The organism is Blautia sp. MSK18_10 (assembly GCF_020553185.1).
Classification (GTDB): domain Bacteria; phylum Bacillota; class Clostridia; order Lachnospirales; family Lachnospiraceae; genus Blautia_A; species Blautia_A wexlerae.
In genome coordinates, this window is record NZ_JAJCGT010000024.1 from 18,169 (window position 1) to 32,708 (window position 14,540).

The 14,540-nt window shown below is 42.6% G+C and carries 15 protein-coding genes; 14 read left to right on the top strand and 1 reads right to left on the bottom strand.

All coding sequences use genetic code 11. The features are described from left to right. The first annotated feature begins 23 nt into the window (after positions 1–23). From LI074_RS10800 to LI074_RS10850, 11 genes are all read left to right on the top strand, one after another. On the top strand, positions 24–1,574 hold the full coding sequence (locus tag LI074_RS10800) for an AAA family ATPase (protein WP_173698179.1): 1,551 nt from the start codon (positions 24–26) through the stop codon (positions 1,572–1,574). 122 nt (positions 1,575–1,696) lie between these two features. After that, a complete protein-coding gene (gene srtB, locus LI074_RS10805) occupies positions 1,697–2,509 on the top strand; it encodes a class B sortase (protein ID WP_173698180.1) in 813 nt (270 codons plus the stop codon). A gap of 121 nt (positions 2,510–2,630) precedes the next feature. Continuing rightward, positions 2,631–3,353, top strand: coding sequence for an NAD-dependent protein deacylase (locus tag LI074_RS10810; RefSeq protein WP_008707899.1), 723 nt, complete (start codon positions 2,631–2,633; stop codon positions 3,351–3,353). A 60-nt stretch (positions 3,354–3,413) separates the two neighbouring features. Continuing rightward, positions 3,414–3,605, top strand: coding sequence for a DUF951 domain-containing protein (locus LI074_RS10815; protein WP_008707901.1), 192 nt, complete (start codon positions 3,414–3,416; stop codon positions 3,603–3,605). A gap of 110 nt (positions 3,606–3,715) precedes the next feature. Next, positions 3,716–4,003: a 30S ribosomal protein S6 gene (gene rpsF / locus LI074_RS10820; protein ID WP_020993443.1), complete on the top strand. Its 288-nt coding sequence runs from the start codon at positions 3,716–3,718 to the stop codon at positions 4,001–4,003. Positions 4,004–4,082: 79 nt separating this feature from the next. Continuing rightward, positions 4,083–4,544 carry a single-stranded DNA-binding protein gene (locus tag LI074_RS10825; RefSeq protein ID WP_022380542.1) on the top strand — a complete coding sequence of 154 codons (462 nt, stop codon included), beginning with the start codon at positions 4,083–4,085 and terminating at the stop codon, positions 4,542–4,544. A 36-nt stretch (positions 4,545–4,580) separates the two neighbouring features. Continuing rightward, positions 4,581–4,844 carry a 30S ribosomal protein S18 gene (gene rpsR, locus LI074_RS10830; RefSeq protein ID WP_008707906.1) on the top strand — a complete coding sequence of 88 codons (264 nt, stop codon included), beginning with the start codon at positions 4,581–4,583 and terminating at the stop codon, positions 4,842–4,844. Between the two features lie 255 nt (positions 4,845–5,099). Continuing rightward, complete coding sequence (locus LI074_RS10835; protein ID WP_055060254.1) at positions 5,100–7,151, top strand: DHH family phosphoesterase; 2,052 nt, start codon at positions 5,100–5,102, stop codon at positions 7,149–7,151. Then, positions 7,148–7,594, top strand: a complete 447-nt coding sequence (gene rplI / locus LI074_RS10840; RefSeq protein WP_008707912.1) for a 50S ribosomal protein L9 — start codon at positions 7,148–7,150, stop codon at positions 7,592–7,594. The genes LI074_RS10835 and rplI overlap by 4 nt, the downstream gene beginning before the upstream one ends. 20 nt (positions 7,595–7,614) lie before the next feature. Then, positions 7,615–8,943: a replicative DNA helicase gene (gene dnaB / locus LI074_RS10845; protein WP_008707914.1), complete on the top strand. Its 1,329-nt coding sequence runs from the start codon at positions 7,615–7,617 to the stop codon at positions 8,941–8,943. Positions 8,944–9,349: 406 nt separating this feature from the next. Next, the gene (locus tag LI074_RS10850; RefSeq protein WP_008707916.1) at positions 9,350–9,820 is read left to right on the top strand and encodes a MerR family transcriptional regulator; all 471 of its coding nucleotides are present in this window, start codon (positions 9,350–9,352) and stop codon (positions 9,818–9,820) included. A 69-nt stretch (positions 9,821–9,889) separates the two neighbouring features. On the opposite strand, the gene LI074_RS10855 is transcribed toward LI074_RS10850, so the two are convergent. Then, positions 9,890–10,063: a DUF362 domain-containing protein gene (locus LI074_RS10855; RefSeq protein WP_008707918.1), complete on the bottom strand. Its 174-nt coding sequence runs from the start codon at positions 10,061–10,063 to the stop codon at positions 9,890–9,892. 468 nt (positions 10,064–10,531) lie between these two features. Here LI074_RS10855 and LI074_RS10860 point away from each other — a divergent pair, with 468 nt between their 5' ends. From LI074_RS10860 to LI074_RS10870, 3 genes are all read left to right on the top strand, one after another. Beyond that, positions 10,532–11,662, top strand: coding sequence for a BMP family ABC transporter substrate-binding protein (locus tag LI074_RS10860; protein WP_420314073.1), 1,131 nt, complete (start codon positions 10,532–10,534; stop codon positions 11,660–11,662). Positions 11,663–11,916: 254 nt separating this feature from the next. Beyond that, complete coding sequence (locus tag LI074_RS10865) at positions 11,917–13,452, top strand: ABC transporter ATP-binding protein (RefSeq protein ID WP_173698182.1); 1,536 nt, start codon at positions 11,917–11,919, stop codon at positions 13,450–13,452. Beyond that, positions 13,449–14,528: an ABC transporter permease gene (locus tag LI074_RS10870; RefSeq protein WP_118521543.1), complete on the top strand. Its 1,080-nt coding sequence runs from the start codon at positions 13,449–13,451 to the stop codon at positions 14,526–14,528. Before LI074_RS10865 ends, LI074_RS10870 begins: the two co-directional genes overlap by 4 nt. Positions 14,529–14,540 lie beyond the last annotated feature (12 nt).

Here is a 14,540-nt window from a genome sequence, read left to right on the forward strand (position 1 = left end):
ATTAGCAGGAGTATGATAATAAAATGAACATACAGGAAGCAAAAGCAGAAATCTGTAATACACTTCGCGCATATCTGGCGAAGGATGAGAATGGATATTATACTTATCCTCTGATCCGTCAGAGACCGCTGTTGCTGATCGGTCCGCCGGGAATCGGCAAAACTGCCATTATGGAACAGGCGGCAGCAGAGTGCGGTGTGGGACTTGTAGCCTACACCATTACCCATCACACCCGTCAGAGTGCCATCGGTCTTCCGGAGATCGTTAAACGGAATTACGGTGGAAAAGGAATGATGGTGACAGATTACACAATGAGTGAGATCGTGGCATCTGTCTATGATTGTATGGAGAAGACAGGCAGGAAAGAGGGAATCCTGTTTATTGATGAGATCAACTGTGTGTCTGAAACCCTGGCACCGGCAATGCTGGCACTTCTCCAGAATAAAACCTTTGGAAGTCATAAGATTCCGGAAGGCTGGATTCTGGTAGCAGCGGGAAATCCACCGGAGTATAATAAATCTGTCAGGGAATTTGATATTGTCACACTCGACCGTGTCCGTAAGCTTACAATTGAGCCTGACTGCGATATCTGGCTGAAATATGCAGGACAGCAGAAGGTGCATCAGGCGATCATTTCTTATCTGTCTGTGAAGAAAAACAATTTCTATGCGGTGGAGAATACAGTAGACGGTAAATTCTTTGTGACTGCCAGGGGCTGGGAGGATCTTTCAAGACTTCTGCAAAGCTATGAAAAGCTGGGGATCGGGATCAGTGAGGAACTGGTGGAGGAATTTCTCCAGAAAGAGGAAACAGCCAGAGATTTTGCAGGTTTTTATCAGTTATATACAAAGTATGGGGAAGATTATGAAATCCCGTCGATCCTGTCCGGAAATCTGAGCCGGGAGAATCTGGCGCTGAAGGAGAAGATGGCTGCAGATGGAGCTTTTGAGGAGCGTTTTGCAGTTGTAAATCTGATTCTGGGGGCATTGAGAGAAAAAGCGGAAGAATACGGACAGGCAGATCATCAGCTTGAGGTACTCTATGAGATGCTTCTGCATCTGAGAACTCAGGTGAGAAAGAATGCTGAGGAAGAGAAGCTGGGAATTTCATTGCTTGAAGAATTTGTGCAGGAACAGGAAAACAGTCTGCAGATCAAAGTAAAGATGGAACTGATCTCAGTAAGAGAACAGAAATATCAGGAGACGGCAATCCGCAGGCTGAGGGAATATATTCTGACAGCAAAGAAAGAACATGTGCGGTCAGCTGAAAATGGATTTAAGCGGATCAGTAAATGTTTTGAAAAAGAAGCAGTATGCAGAGAAGATATGATCCAGAAACTCCAGGGAGAACTGCAGAATGCCTTTTCATTTATTAAAGAGAGCTTTGGCGAAAATCAGGAAATGCTGCTTTTCGTGACAGGGATCACAGCGGATAAGTCAATGACTTCGTTTATTGCCGGAAATGGCTGTCCGGCATATTTTGAACACAGCGAGATGCTTTTATATAATAAAGAAGAAAATGAACTGCGAAAAGCGTGTCTGGAGGCAGTGCATGATGGATTACAGGAAGAATGATGTGACCGGGTATAATAGTCTGTCACAGACAGCGGTTGGAAACGGATGTCTGTATATTATATAGAAGTCAATCAGACAGCAGCTGATACATAGCAGCAATGTGCTGCGGAAATGGAGGAAGAATGTCAGAAAAACAGCCTAAAAAAAAGAAGACAGCAGGGGATGTTGTGTTGACGGTTGTTCTGATCGCAGCAATCTGTATATTCTGTTATGCAGGATATAATCTGTTTCATATTTATACAGAATATAAAAAAGGTACGGATGAGTACAATTCAATCACACAGATGGCAGTAACAGAACGAGATCCGGATGGAGAAGCAGCAGGGCCGGAGGCAGGCAGTGAACTGAAAGCGCCTATGGATATTGACTTTGCATCTCTTAAAAGTGTAAATGATGATGTAGTGGGATGGATTTATGTGGAAGCAGTGCCGGATATCAATTATCCCATTGTGCATGGCAAAGACAATGAAACTTATCTTCACAGAACCTATGAGAAGAATTATAACTTTGCAGGAACTATCTTCGTGGACTATGAAAATAAAGGAGATTTCAGTGACTGCAACACGATCGTGTATGGTCATAATATGAAAAATGGTTCCATGTTTGCTCAGCTTAAGAAATTTACACAGGATGAAGAGACTTATAAGAAGAGCAAATATTTCTGGATCTTTACACCTGAGAAAAACTACAGGTATGAGATTATCTCCGCGTACACCACAGGTGTGAACAGTGATACCTATACCCTGTTCAAGGGACCTGGTGAGGAATTTGAAAAATATCTGGAGAAGATCAGAGGATATTCCGAGATCCGGACAGATGCAGAAGGAATGAACATAAAGGACAAGATCATTACTCTGTCTACCTGTACAGGAAACGAGGCAACCCGTTATGTTGTCCAGGGAAAACGTGTGGATACACTTGATGTCGGGCAGTAGAATTATGAAGAGCAGTTACCTGAATCAGAAGAAAATCGTATTGCTGTAAAAGCAGACGATAAAAATTCAGATGATAAAATTTCAGTAACAGTGTTTGGAAAAAATAAAGGAGGAATTCTAAATGGCAGGAGAAGTTGAGAGATTACAGGAACTTGTAGACAAATATGACAATATTGTCTTCTTCGGCGGAGCAGGTGTTTCCACAGAGAGCGGAATCCCGGATTTCAGAAGTCAGGACGGACTTTATCATCAGAAATATGACTATCCTCCGGAAACGATCTTAAGCCATACATTCTTTATGAGAAAGCCGGAAGAATTTTTCAAATTCTACAGAGACAAGATGCTTTGTGACACTGCAAAACCAAATGCAGCACATCTGAAGCTGGCAGAGCTGGAACAGGCAGGAAAACTGAAAGCAGTTATTACCCAGAATATCGACAATCTGCATCAGATGGCAGGCAGTAAGAAGGTGCTGGAGCTTCATGGAAGTGTATACCGCAATTACTGCATGAAGTGTCACAGATTTTATGATTTTGCCCACATGAAAGCATCCACAGGTGTTCCGAGATGCGAATGTGGTGGAATTATCAAGCCGGATGTGGTATTGTATGAAGAAGGTCTGGACAATCAGACGATCAATGAAGCAGTGAAGGCAATCTCAGAGGCACAGGTGCTGATCATAGGGGGAACTTCCCTGGCTGTTTACCCGGCAGCAGGACTGATCGATTACTTCCGGGGAGAGCACCTTGTAGTGATCAACAAATCCCCGACTCCGAGAGACAGATATGCAGACCTTCTGATCCAGGAACCGATCGGACAGGTGTTTGCACAGATTCACTGTTAAAGCCGGTTAAGGGTAACTGTTCAGGTTACTGTCAAAGTTATATAAGAGGAGTAAGAGATTATGGGACTTCCCTATGAAGTTGGTGATATTGTTACATTAAAGAAAGTCCATCCCTGTGGAAGCAGAGACTGGGAAATCTTAAGGGTAGGTGCTGATTTCCGCCTGAAATGTACAGGATGCGGACATCAGATCATGGTACCGCGCAAGATGGTTGAGAAAAATACTAAAAATTTGATAAAAAAAGAAAAATAGTACTTTACAGACACGAAAAACTATGTTAGAATCAACACTCGTGATATATTTTATATCCTTGCTCTTTGACAGGCAAAGGGCCAACAGACCATAAGGAGGTAAAGCAAGACATGAACAAGTACGAGTTAGCATTAGTTGTTAGTGCAAAAGTTGAAGACGAAGTACGTGATGCAGTTGTTGAGAAAGCAAAAGGATACATCACACGTTACAACGGCACTATCACAGAAGTAGAAGAATGGGGTAAGAAAAAATTAGCTTACGAAATTCAGAAAATGCATGAAGGCTTCTACTATTTCATTCAGTTTGAAGCAGACGCACAGTGCCCGGCGGAAGTTGAAAGACACGTTCGCATCATGGACAATGTATTAAGATACTTAGTCGTAAGAAAAGACGCATAATCTTATACAGGGTGGATTTTAGAAGGCACCATTAATTGATCCGTTCAACCATTCAAAGCAGAAACGAAGAGGTATTTATATGAACAAAGTAATTTTAATGGGACGCTTAACAAGAGATCCTGAGGTGAGATATTCCGCAGGAGAGAATGCATTGGCAATTGCCAGATATACACTGGCAGTAGACAGAAGATTCCGCCGTGACGGTGAAGCAACAGCAGACTTTATCAGTTGTGTATCCTTTGGACGTACAGCCGAGTTTGCTGAGAAGTATTTCCGTCAGGGACTTAAGATCATTGTTTCAGGACGCATTCAGACAGGCAGCTACACCAATCGTGATGGCCAGAAGGTTTATACCACAGAGGTAGTAGTTGAGGAACAGGAGTTTGCTGAGAGCAAGGCGGCCAGCGATAATTACGCAGCTTCCCATCCTCAGACATCATCCCCTGCACCTGCACCATCCATGCCGGCTCCGGGAGCAGCCAGTGCAGACGGTTTCATGAACATTCCGGATGGAATTGATGAAGAACTGCCGTTTATTTAATACAAACTGATAGAATAAAATAGGAGGAAAGCAATCATGGCTTACAATAGAGGCGAAAGACCAGACTCTCCAATGAAGAGAAGAGGCGGCCGCAGAAGAAAAAAAGTTTGTGTATTCTGTGGTAAAGAGAATAACGAGATCGACTACAAGGATGTAGCAAAATTAAGAAAATATGTTTCTGAAAGAGGAAAAATCCTTCCAAGAAGAATTACAGGAAACTGTGCAAAACATCAGAGAGCACTGACAGTTGCTATCAAGAGAGCACGTCATATGTCTATGATGCCATACATCCAGGACTAATTCTGAAGATGATAAATGCTGCTCCGCATTTGGCGGAGCAGCATTTTTGCATTATTTACGAGAATTGCTATAGAACAGAATGAACAGTAACACAATAACCATTATTTTTGTGCGTTCTTCTGTTGCTATGGTAAATTCTGTTCAAATCTGTTATAATATGATTCAAAGGGCGTTTTTCACAGAACCTGCCTATATGCAGCACATTTGCTGTGTACAGGCGAAACAAATAGAATGATGAAGAACGGAAAGAAAGATATGAGTGATAAACTGAAATTAAAAGGGCATATGAAAGCATTCATGCGGTGGCCTCTGATTCTCTCGGCTTTACTGATCGTACTTAATATCTGGGTATATTTTGTCAGCGTGAAGGCTGGTATTATTGTGTCAGGTGGAATCCTGATTTATGTGGGATGTGCAGTAATAATACTCCGATGCCACAGACCGTTCATTGTAAATGAACTGATAGCTTTTGCCAATCAGTATGATTCGCTTGAAAAGAGAATCCTTGAAGAACTGGCATTGCCCTATGCCATTATGGATATGAATGGCAGAATGATCTGGTCCAACAAAGTATTTGCGGAGCTTACAGGTAAAGATCAGTTTTATAAGAAAAATGTCAGCACTGTTTTTCCGGATGTAACAGCTGACAAATTACCGGTTGCAGATAAGAAAGAGACTGCTGAGATCAGTACTCGATTTGGAGAGAAGACTTATCGTATTTCCATGCAGAGGGTGTCTCTTGGTGAAGTGGTTGCCAAAAGTGAGTTTCTGGAGAATTCAAACAGGAATGTCAGCCTGATCGCCATGTATCTGTATGACGATACAGAACTGAAGTCTTACATTAAAAAGAATGAAGACAATAAGCTTGTTGTAGCGTTGGCTTATCTGGATAACTATGAGGAAGCACTTGAGAGTGTAGAGGATGTGAGACGTTCACTTCTGATTGCTCTGATTGACCGGAAGATTACGAAATATTTTTCCAATTTCGATGGTCTTGTAAAGAAACTTGAGAAGGACAAATATTTCCTGATCATGCGCCAGAGTTCGCTTGAGGCTCTGAAAGAACAGAGATTTCATATTCTGGACGAGGTTAAAACAGTTAATATCGGAAATGAGATGGCGATCACTTTGAGTATTGGTGTGGGACTGAATGCTTCCACTTATATTCAAAATTATGAGTATTCACGTATTGCTATAGAGATGGCACTTGGACGTGGCGGTGATCAGGTTGTTATTAAGAATGGAAATAATATTACCTATTACGGCGGAAAGACTCAGCAGATGGAGAAGAATACCCGCGTAAAAGCCAGGGTAAAAGCGCAGGCACTGAAAGAGTTTATGAGTACGAAAGACAGAGTCGTTGTCATGGGACATAAAATCACAGATGTGGATGCGTTGGGAGCAGCAATCGGTATTTTCCGTGCAGGTAAAACACTTGGAAAATCTGTCAGTATTGTAGTGAATGATCCGACAAAATCTATCAGACCGTTGATCGCAGGATATGTGAATAATCCAGACTACGAGCCATCTATGTTTGTGGACAGCGAGCAGGCTAAAGATATGGTAGATAACAATACAGTGGTGGTTGTAGTTGATACTAACAGACCAAGCTATACGGAATGCGAGGAGCTTCTGCACATGACAAAGACAATTGTTGTGCTGGATCATCACAGGCGGGGAAGCGAAGTGATAGAGAATGCGGTGCTTTCCTATGTGGAGCCTTATGCATCCTCAGCCTGTGAGATGGTAGCAGAGATCCTGCAGTATTTCTCGGATGACCTGCGTATCCGCAATATGGAGGCTGACTGTCTCTATGCGGGAATTATGATCGATACAAACAATTTTACTACAAGAGCAGGTGTACGTACCTTTGAGGCTGCTGCATTCTTAAGAAGGAGTGGAGCAGACGTGACCAGAGTACGTAAACTGTTAAGGGATGATCTGAAATCTTATCAGGCACGTGCAGAAGCAGTGAGAACTGCACAGATTTACAGAGAATGCTATGCCATTGCCAGATGTCCAAGTGAAAATCTGGACAGTCCTACAGTTATAGGAGCACAGGCAGCCAATGAGCTTCTGAATATTGCAGGGGTTAAGGCATCTTTTGTACTGACTCAGTACAATAATGAAGTTTATATCAGTGCCAGGGCTATTGACGAAGTCAATGTACAGGTAATGATGGAAAAGATGGGCGGAGGCGGTCATATGAATATTGCCGGTGCCCAGGTCAAGGCTTCTCCGGATGAGGTGGAGAGAATGCTTAAAGACATCATAGATCAGGAATATCAGGAGGAAAACACAAAATGAAAGTAATCTTACTTGAAGACGTAAAAGCACTTGGAAAAAAGGGACAGATCGTAAATGTAAGTGACGGATATGCAAGAAACATGATCCTTCCTAAGAAACTGGGGCTGGAGGCAACTCCTAAGAATTTAAATGATCTGAAACTTCAGAAAGCAAACGAAGAGAAGGTCGCAAAAGAAGTATATGAAGCAGCACAGGCATTTGCAAAGGATCTCGAGACAAAAGAAATCATCCTTACACTGAAAACAGGAGAAGGTGGAAGAACCTTTGGTTCCGTTTCTTCCAAAGAAATCTCTGAAGCAGCAAAGAAACAGTTGAATCTTGACATTGATAAAAAGAAACTGCAGCTTCCTGAGCCAATCCGTACACTTGGTGTTACCCAGGTGCCTGTCAGATTACATCCTAAGGTAACAGGAACTCTTAAAGTATGGGTAAAAGAAGCATAAGTCTTCCGGAGGGATAAAGAATGGAAGAAGCGCTGATTAAAAGAATACTCCCCCACAGTATAGAGGCAGAGCAGTCTGTAATCGGCTCAATGATCCTGGACAGAGATGCGATCCTTGTGGCATCTGAGATACTTACCAGCGATGATTTTTATCAGAAACAATATGGCATCATCTTTGATGCAATGGTGGAATTGTGTAATGAAGGGAAACCGGTAGATCTGGTGACCCTTCAGAATCGTTTAAAGGAGAAAGAACTCCCGCCGGATATCAGCAGTATGGAATATGTAAGAGATCTGATCTCAGCGGTTCCTACTTCTGCAAATGTGAAGTACTACGCAAAGATTGTCAGTGAGAAAGCAGTCCTTCGCAGACTTATCAAGGCAAATGAAGAGATTGCCAACACCTGCTATCTGGAGAAGGAGAATACAGAGATTATTCTGGAAGAAGCGGAAAAAAAACTGTTCAATATTCTCCAGAGACGCAACAATGAAGAATATGTTCCAATCCAGCAGGTAGTTCTGAATGCCATTAATAACATTGAGAAAGCGTCTAAGCTTAAAGGTTCTGTAACAGGTATTCCCACAGGCTTTATGGATCTGGATTATAAAACATCCGGTATGCATCCTTCTGATCTGGTGCTGATCGCAGCCCGTCCTTCCATGGGGAAAACAGCCTTTGTACTGAACATTGCACAGTATATGGCATTCCGAAAGGATGTCACAGTTGCCATATTCAGTCTGGAAATGTCAAAGGAACAGCTGGTGAACCGACTTCTGGCAATGGAATCTCATGTAGATTCCCAGAATATGAGAACAGGTAATCTGAAAGACGAGGACTGGACAAAACTGGTAGAAGGAGCAGATATTATCGGTAAATCTAATCTGATCATTGATGACACGCCGGGTATTTCTATTGCGGAAATGCGCTCCAAATGCAGGAAATATAAGCTGGAACATAATCTCGGGATTATCATGATCGACTATCTGCAGCTGATGAGCGGAAGTGGAAAAAGTGATTCCAGACAGCAGGAAATTTCAGATATTTCCCGTTCTCTGAAAGCTCTTGCCAGAGAACTGAATGTGCCGGTGATCGCATTGTCTCAGCTCAGCCGTGCGGTGGAACAGCGTCCGGATCACAGGCCAATGCTTTCAGATCTTCGAGAATCCGGAGCCATTGAGCAGGATGCCGATGTGGTAATGTTTATCTACAGAGATGACTATTATCATAAGGATACAGAGAAGAAGGACATTGCAGAGATCATCATTGCCAAACAGAGAAACGGTCCCATCGGAACAGTAGAACTGGTATGGCTGCCGAGATATACACAGTTTGTGAATATGAAGAAATAATCTATCTCAGAGGAGTTTGATCTTTGACTTGAATAATATTATAGCAATCCTCTAAAATAATGCATCTTAATCCAGCCCATCAGAGTGTGAAATCCTGCTGAATTGTCTTAAATGCATTATTTACGAGGATTGCTATAGAAAAATTTCACAGGGAAACAGTATCAGGGGGAGAATCCGGTACTGTTTCCCTGTTTTTTGTGTCAAAATAAAGTTTTATAGGGAAGTTTGTCAATCGAAACTTCTTGCAATCTCGCTATGGCGTTTTATAATAAATATACATGATATCAGGATTACGACAGCTGTTTTTACAGTGCAGTGGTTCAATGATATCAGGTGATAGATTGAGTTGTTGATATGCATCAGTGGTTTCTGATGAAAAAATGGACTCAAAAGGAGGAGGGGCAGCATGGAGCAGCGGTATACTGTGACTCAGACCGCAGAAATCCTTGGCGTGAGGGCATCGGTCCTCCGGTACTGGGAGGAAGAACTGGAACTGAGGATATGCAGGAATGAGCAGGGACATCGTTACTATACAGGAAATGATATTACGCTTCTGGCTAATATAAAGGAACTAAAGAAAAGAGGACTTGCCCTGAGAGCAATCAAAGAACTGGTTCCAAGAATTTCAAGGACTGCACCCGGGACTACTGCGAGCAAAGTGAAGCTTCTTGAAGATGAACAGCCTGAGAGGGAAAAAATACTTGAATTTCAGAAAATCATGGAACGTCTGATCGCTCAGGAGCTACATATGAAAAAAGAGGGAGAAGACCAGTGCCGGGATCTGGATGAAACGATCCGTAACAGACAGCTTGCGAGAAAAGAGGCTGCTGCAGCACTGGAAAAAAGAAGCAGGAGGATCAGAAGAAAACATTTGTAAAAGTTATCCATAAAGAAAACAGCTTCGTCTCTGCGGTAAACAGAGATGAAGCTGTTTTGAAATCATGAATTATTCTGCTGGATGAATAGCCTCTGTTGGACATGCATCTGCACATGTTCCGCAGTCTAAGCATGCATCAGCGTCGATTACATAATGCTCATCTCCCTGAGAGATAGCTTCTGCAGGACATTCGCTTTCGCATGTTCCACAGCTTACACATTCGTCTGAAATTACATATGCCATAATTAGAATCCTCCTTATCGTAATAACGTTTTAGGCCCCTTTCGGGGTTCTGCATACATTTTAATATATCTTTGTCTGAATTACAAGTATAAAATCAGATACATTATAAAATAATATTAAGTTAGCATTTGCTTACTTTACCTGCAGAATACAAATAGCTGACGGACATGTGAATGTCTGTCCGAGCAGAGAAATTATCCTGCCAAAATACAGGCATTTGTATGATGGAAAATAGTCTGTTAATATACAAAAAAAATAAGAGTATCAAAAAGAAAGTGCGTTTTTGCTGAATTTATTGACAATTCAGACATAAACGGTTATAGTAAAGATACTTGCAAGGAGGCATAACACAGAAAGTTGTGCCTCTTTTGTTCCGTAGCAGGAATCAGAAAACTAATAGAAAGAATGGAGGAATGAAGAATGAAGAAAGCATTGGCAATTGGACTTGCAGCAGTAATGGCGGTTTCCATGAGTGCACCGGTATTTGCAGAAGATGAAGGCAAAGGGATTGCAAAAGAGGACCTGAAAGTAGGAGTGATCTATATCGGTGATGAGAATGAAGGTTACACAGCAGCTCATATGAAAGGAATTGATGAGATGGAAGAGAAGCTTGGTCTTGACGATTCTCAGATTATTGAGAAAACTCTCATCGGTGAAGATGAGGGATGCTATGATGCGGCAGCAGACCTTGCAGATCAGGGATGTCAGATCATCTTTGCAAACAGCTTTGGACATGAGACTTATATACTGGAAGCGGCAGGGGAATATCCGGAGGTTCAGTTCTGTCATGCAACAGGAACACAGGCTGCATCCAGCGGACTTTCCAATATGCATAACTATTTTACAAATATTTACGAAGCACGTTACGTGTCAGGTGTAGTTGCAGGTCTGAAACTGAATGAAATGATCGAGGACGGCACAGTAAAAGAAGACGCATGCAAGATGGGTTATGTAGGTGCATTCCCATACGCAGAGGTTATCTCCGGTTATACAGCTTTCTATCTTGGCGCGAAGAGCGTATGCCCGTCTGTAACAATGGAAGTAAAATATACAAACAGCTGGGCAAGCTTTGACCTTGAGAAAGAGTGCGCAGATGCTCTGATCTCTGACGGCTGTGTACTGATCAGCCAGCATGCAGATACAACAGGTGCTCCTACAGCATGCGAAGCAGCAGGAGTTCCATGTGTAGGTTATAATATTGATATGACATCTGTTGCTCCGAACACAGCACTTACTTCTGCATCTATGGACTGGGGTGTATATTATACATACGCAGTACAGTGTATGCTTGACGGCACAGCAATTGATACTGACTGGTGTAAAGGATTTGCGGAAGGTGCAGATAAGATCACAGTTCTCAATGACAAAACTGTAGCAGAGGGTACAGAAGAAAAGGTCAAAGAAGTGGAAGATGCGCTCATTGATGGTTCCCTTCATGTATTTGATACATCTGCATTTACAGTAGACGGCAAGGAACTTGATACTTATAAGAAGGGTGATACAGAGTACATTTCTGACGGATACTTCCATGAATCTGAATATGGTTCCGCACCTGCATTTGATATTGCGATTGATGGAATTACATCTATTACAGAATAAAAAAATTGCGGGAGCTGCAAAGCGCGGAGCAATTTACGACAGCAGGGCTGCCCGGGCGGCAGCTCTGCTGTTTTCATATCGTACGTGCAAAGGAAGTCTTGAAGTCTTCTGACAGAAGGTTTCTTTTGCTGTATTATGGAGTATACAGGAGAGCAATTCCATAATTCAGAAGTAGGATTAAATGATATCGGCAGTCAAAGAGATAAGACTTTTACTGTAGATTGGATATCATTAGATAAAAGGAGGAAACGATAGTGGGAGAAAACTATGCACTTGAACTTAGAGATATTTCCAAGCGTTTTGGTTCGGTCCAGGCGAATGATCATGTAGATCTCACACTGAGAAAATCGGAGATTCTTGCAATTCTGGGGGAAAACGGAAGCGGAAAGACAACTCTGATGAATATGATCTATGGAATTTATTATCCGGATGAGGGACATATTTTTGTAAATGGAAAAGAAGTAACGATCCGCTCACCGAAAGATTCCTATGAACTGGGAATCGGTATGGTACATCAGCATTTTAAACTGGTAGATGTACTGACAGCAGCAGAGAATATTGTTCTGGGACTTCCGGGAAAGGGAAAGCTGGATATGAAGAAGATCACAGAGGATATTCAGAAGCTGGTAGATAAATATGGATTTGAATTGGATCTGTCACAGAAGATCTACGAAATGTCCGTTTCCCAGAAGCAGACAGTTGAGATCATAAAGATGCTCTACCGCGGCGCGAGGATTCTGATCCTGGATGAGCCGACCGCAGTTCTGACACCACAGGAGTCTGACCGGTTATTCGATATTTTGAGAAATATGAGAAAAGATGGATGTTCCATTATGATCATCACGCACAAACTCCAGGAAGTTCTGGCGTTATCAGACCGTGTGGCAATACTCAGAAAAGGAAAGTATATTGATACAGTAGAAACAGCTCAGGCAAATGCACAGAGCCTGTCAGAGATGATGGTGGGCGGCAGAGTAGATCTCAATATCGACCGTCCTGAACCGGAGAATGTAAAGAAACGATTAGTAGTCAAAGGTCTGAACTGTAAAAATAAAGAAGAGGTAAAAACTCTGGACGATGTTGATCTGACAGTAAATGCAGGAGAGATTCTGGGTATTGCCGGCATTTCCGGAAGCGGTCAGAAAGAATTTCTGGAGGCAATTGCAGGACTCCAGGCAATAGAGAGCGGTTCGATCACCCTGCTTGATGACAATGGAAAAGGAACAGAGCTTGCAGGAATGGATTCTATCTCCATTAATAAAGCAGGGATCAGCCTTGCTTTTGTTCCGGAAGACCGTATTGGTATGGGGCTTGTGGGCGATATGGATATGACTGATAATATGATGCTCAGAAGCTATCGCAATGGCAAAAGTCCATTCCTGGATCGAAAAGGTCCAAAGGCACTGGCGTTAAAAATCAAAGAACAGCTTGAAGTCATGACTCCAAGTATTTCCGCACCTGTCCGTCAGATGTCAGGAGGAAATGTGCAGAAGGTTCTGGTAGGAAGAGAAATTGCCCAGAATCCGAAAGTGCTTCTGGTAGCTTTCCCAACTCGAGGGGTGGATGTCAATACTTCCCATGTGATTTACCGCCTTCTGAATGAACAGAAGAAAAAAGGGGTTGCAGTAGTCTGTGTTATTGAGGATCTTGATGTAGTTCTTGAACTATGTGACAGGATTGCAGTGTTCTGCGGAGGTAAAATCAGCGGAATTGAGGATGGAAGAACTGCAACGAAAGAAGAAATCGGGATTCTTATGACGAAGCATGAAAAAGGAGGGACACAGGCATGAAGAAAGAACCTTTCTTACAGGTAAGTAAAAGAAGAAACAAAGCCAGATGGCAGGAACGTCTTCTGATCCGTTTCATTGCATTGATCCTTGCACTGATCGTGTGCGGAGCGGTGATCGTTGCCCTGGTAAAGATGAATCCGGTGGATGTCTATAAGGCAATCTGGGATGGAGCAATGGGTTCGGATCGCCGTCTGTGGCAGACCATACGAGATACAATGGTACTGCTGTGTATTTCCATTGGTCTGGCACCTGCATTTAAAATGAAATTCTGGAACATCGGTGCAGAAGGTCAGATTCTGATCGGTGGTGCCTGCTCTGCTGCCGTCATGATCTATGCAGGAGATAAGATGCCTGCAGGGTTACTCCTGATCGTAATGTTTGTGGCGAGTGCACTTGGCGGAATGATCTGGGGAATGATCCCGGCTGTATTTAAAGCAAACTGGAATACAAATGAGACATTGTTTACTCTGATGTTGAATTATGTTGCCATGCAGGTAGTAACTTATTGTATTGTATTCTGGGAAAATCCGAAAGGTTCCAATACAGTCGGTATCATCAATCAGGCTACAAAAGGTGGATGGCTTCCGGAATTGTTCGGACAGAAATATGGCTGGAATGTAGTTATTGTCCTGATTCTGACAGTGGGAATGTTCATTTATCTGAAATACTGTAAGCAGGGCTATGAGATCGCAGTAGTAGGTGAGAGCGAGAATACTGCCAGATATGCCGGTATCCAGGTGAAAAAGGTTATTATCCGTACAATGGCAATCTCCGGTGCAATCTGTGGTATCGCAGGTTTTGTTATTGTCAGCGGAGCCAGCCATACGATTTCCACTGCAACAGCAGGCGGTCGTGGATTTACTGCGATCATTGTTGCATGGCTTTCCAAGTTTAATACATTTATTATGGTTGCGGTTTCCTTTGGCATCGTATTTATGAACCAGGGTGCCGTACAGATCGCAACACAGTATGGACTGAATGAGAATGCTTCCAATGTTCTTCTGGGAATCATTCTGTTTTTCCTGATCGGTGCAGAATTCTTTATCAACTACAGAGTAAAGCGTGCAAAGAAATAGGAGGTAGCGGCA

Excerpts from the sequence above, each read along its gene's own strand:
- LI074_RS10860 (WP_420314073.1), top strand. The coding sequence starts at position 10,532 with ATGAGTGCACCGGTATTTGCAGAAGATGAAGGCAAAGGGATTGCAAAA.
- LI074_RS10835 (WP_055060254.1), top strand. The coding sequence starts at position 5,100 with ATGAGTGATAAACTGAAATTAAAAGGGCATATGAAAGCATTCATGCGG.
- LI074_RS10810 (WP_008707899.1), top strand. The coding sequence starts at position 2,631 with ATGGCAGGAGAAGTTGAGAGATTACAGGAACTTGTAGACAAATATGAC.
- LI074_RS10825 (WP_022380542.1), top strand. The coding sequence starts at position 4,083 with ATGAACAAAGTAATTTTAATGGGACGCTTAACAAGAGATCCTGAGGTG.
- rplI (WP_008707912.1), top strand. The coding sequence starts at position 7,148 with ATGAAAGTAATCTTACTTGAAGACGTAAAAGCACTTGGAAAAAAGGGA.
- dnaB (WP_008707914.1), top strand. The coding sequence starts at position 7,615 with ATGGAAGAAGCGCTGATTAAAAGAATACTCCCCCACAGTATAGAGGCA.
- LI074_RS10855 (WP_008707918.1), bottom strand. The coding sequence starts at position 10,063 with ATGGCATATGTAATTTCAGACGAATGTGTAAGCTGTGGAACATGCGAA.
- LI074_RS10800 (WP_173698179.1), top strand. The coding sequence starts at position 24 with ATGAACATACAGGAAGCAAAAGCAGAAATCTGTAATACACTTCGCGCA.
- LI074_RS10815 (WP_008707901.1), top strand. The coding sequence starts at position 3,414 with ATGGGACTTCCCTATGAAGTTGGTGATATTGTTACATTAAAGAAAGTC.
- srtB (WP_173698180.1), top strand. The coding sequence starts at position 1,697 with ATGTCAGAAAAACAGCCTAAAAAAAAGAAGACAGCAGGGGATGTTGTG.
- LI074_RS10870 (WP_118521543.1), top strand. The coding sequence starts at position 13,449 with ATGAAGAAAGAACCTTTCTTACAGGTAAGTAAAAGAAGAAACAAAGCC.
- rpsR (WP_008707906.1), top strand. The coding sequence starts at position 4,581 with ATGGCTTACAATAGAGGCGAAAGACCAGACTCTCCAATGAAGAGAAGA.
- LI074_RS10850 (WP_008707916.1), top strand. The coding sequence starts at position 9,350 with ATGGAGCAGCGGTATACTGTGACTCAGACCGCAGAAATCCTTGGCGTG.
- rpsF (WP_020993443.1), top strand. The coding sequence starts at position 3,716 with ATGAACAAGTACGAGTTAGCATTAGTTGTTAGTGCAAAAGTTGAAGAC.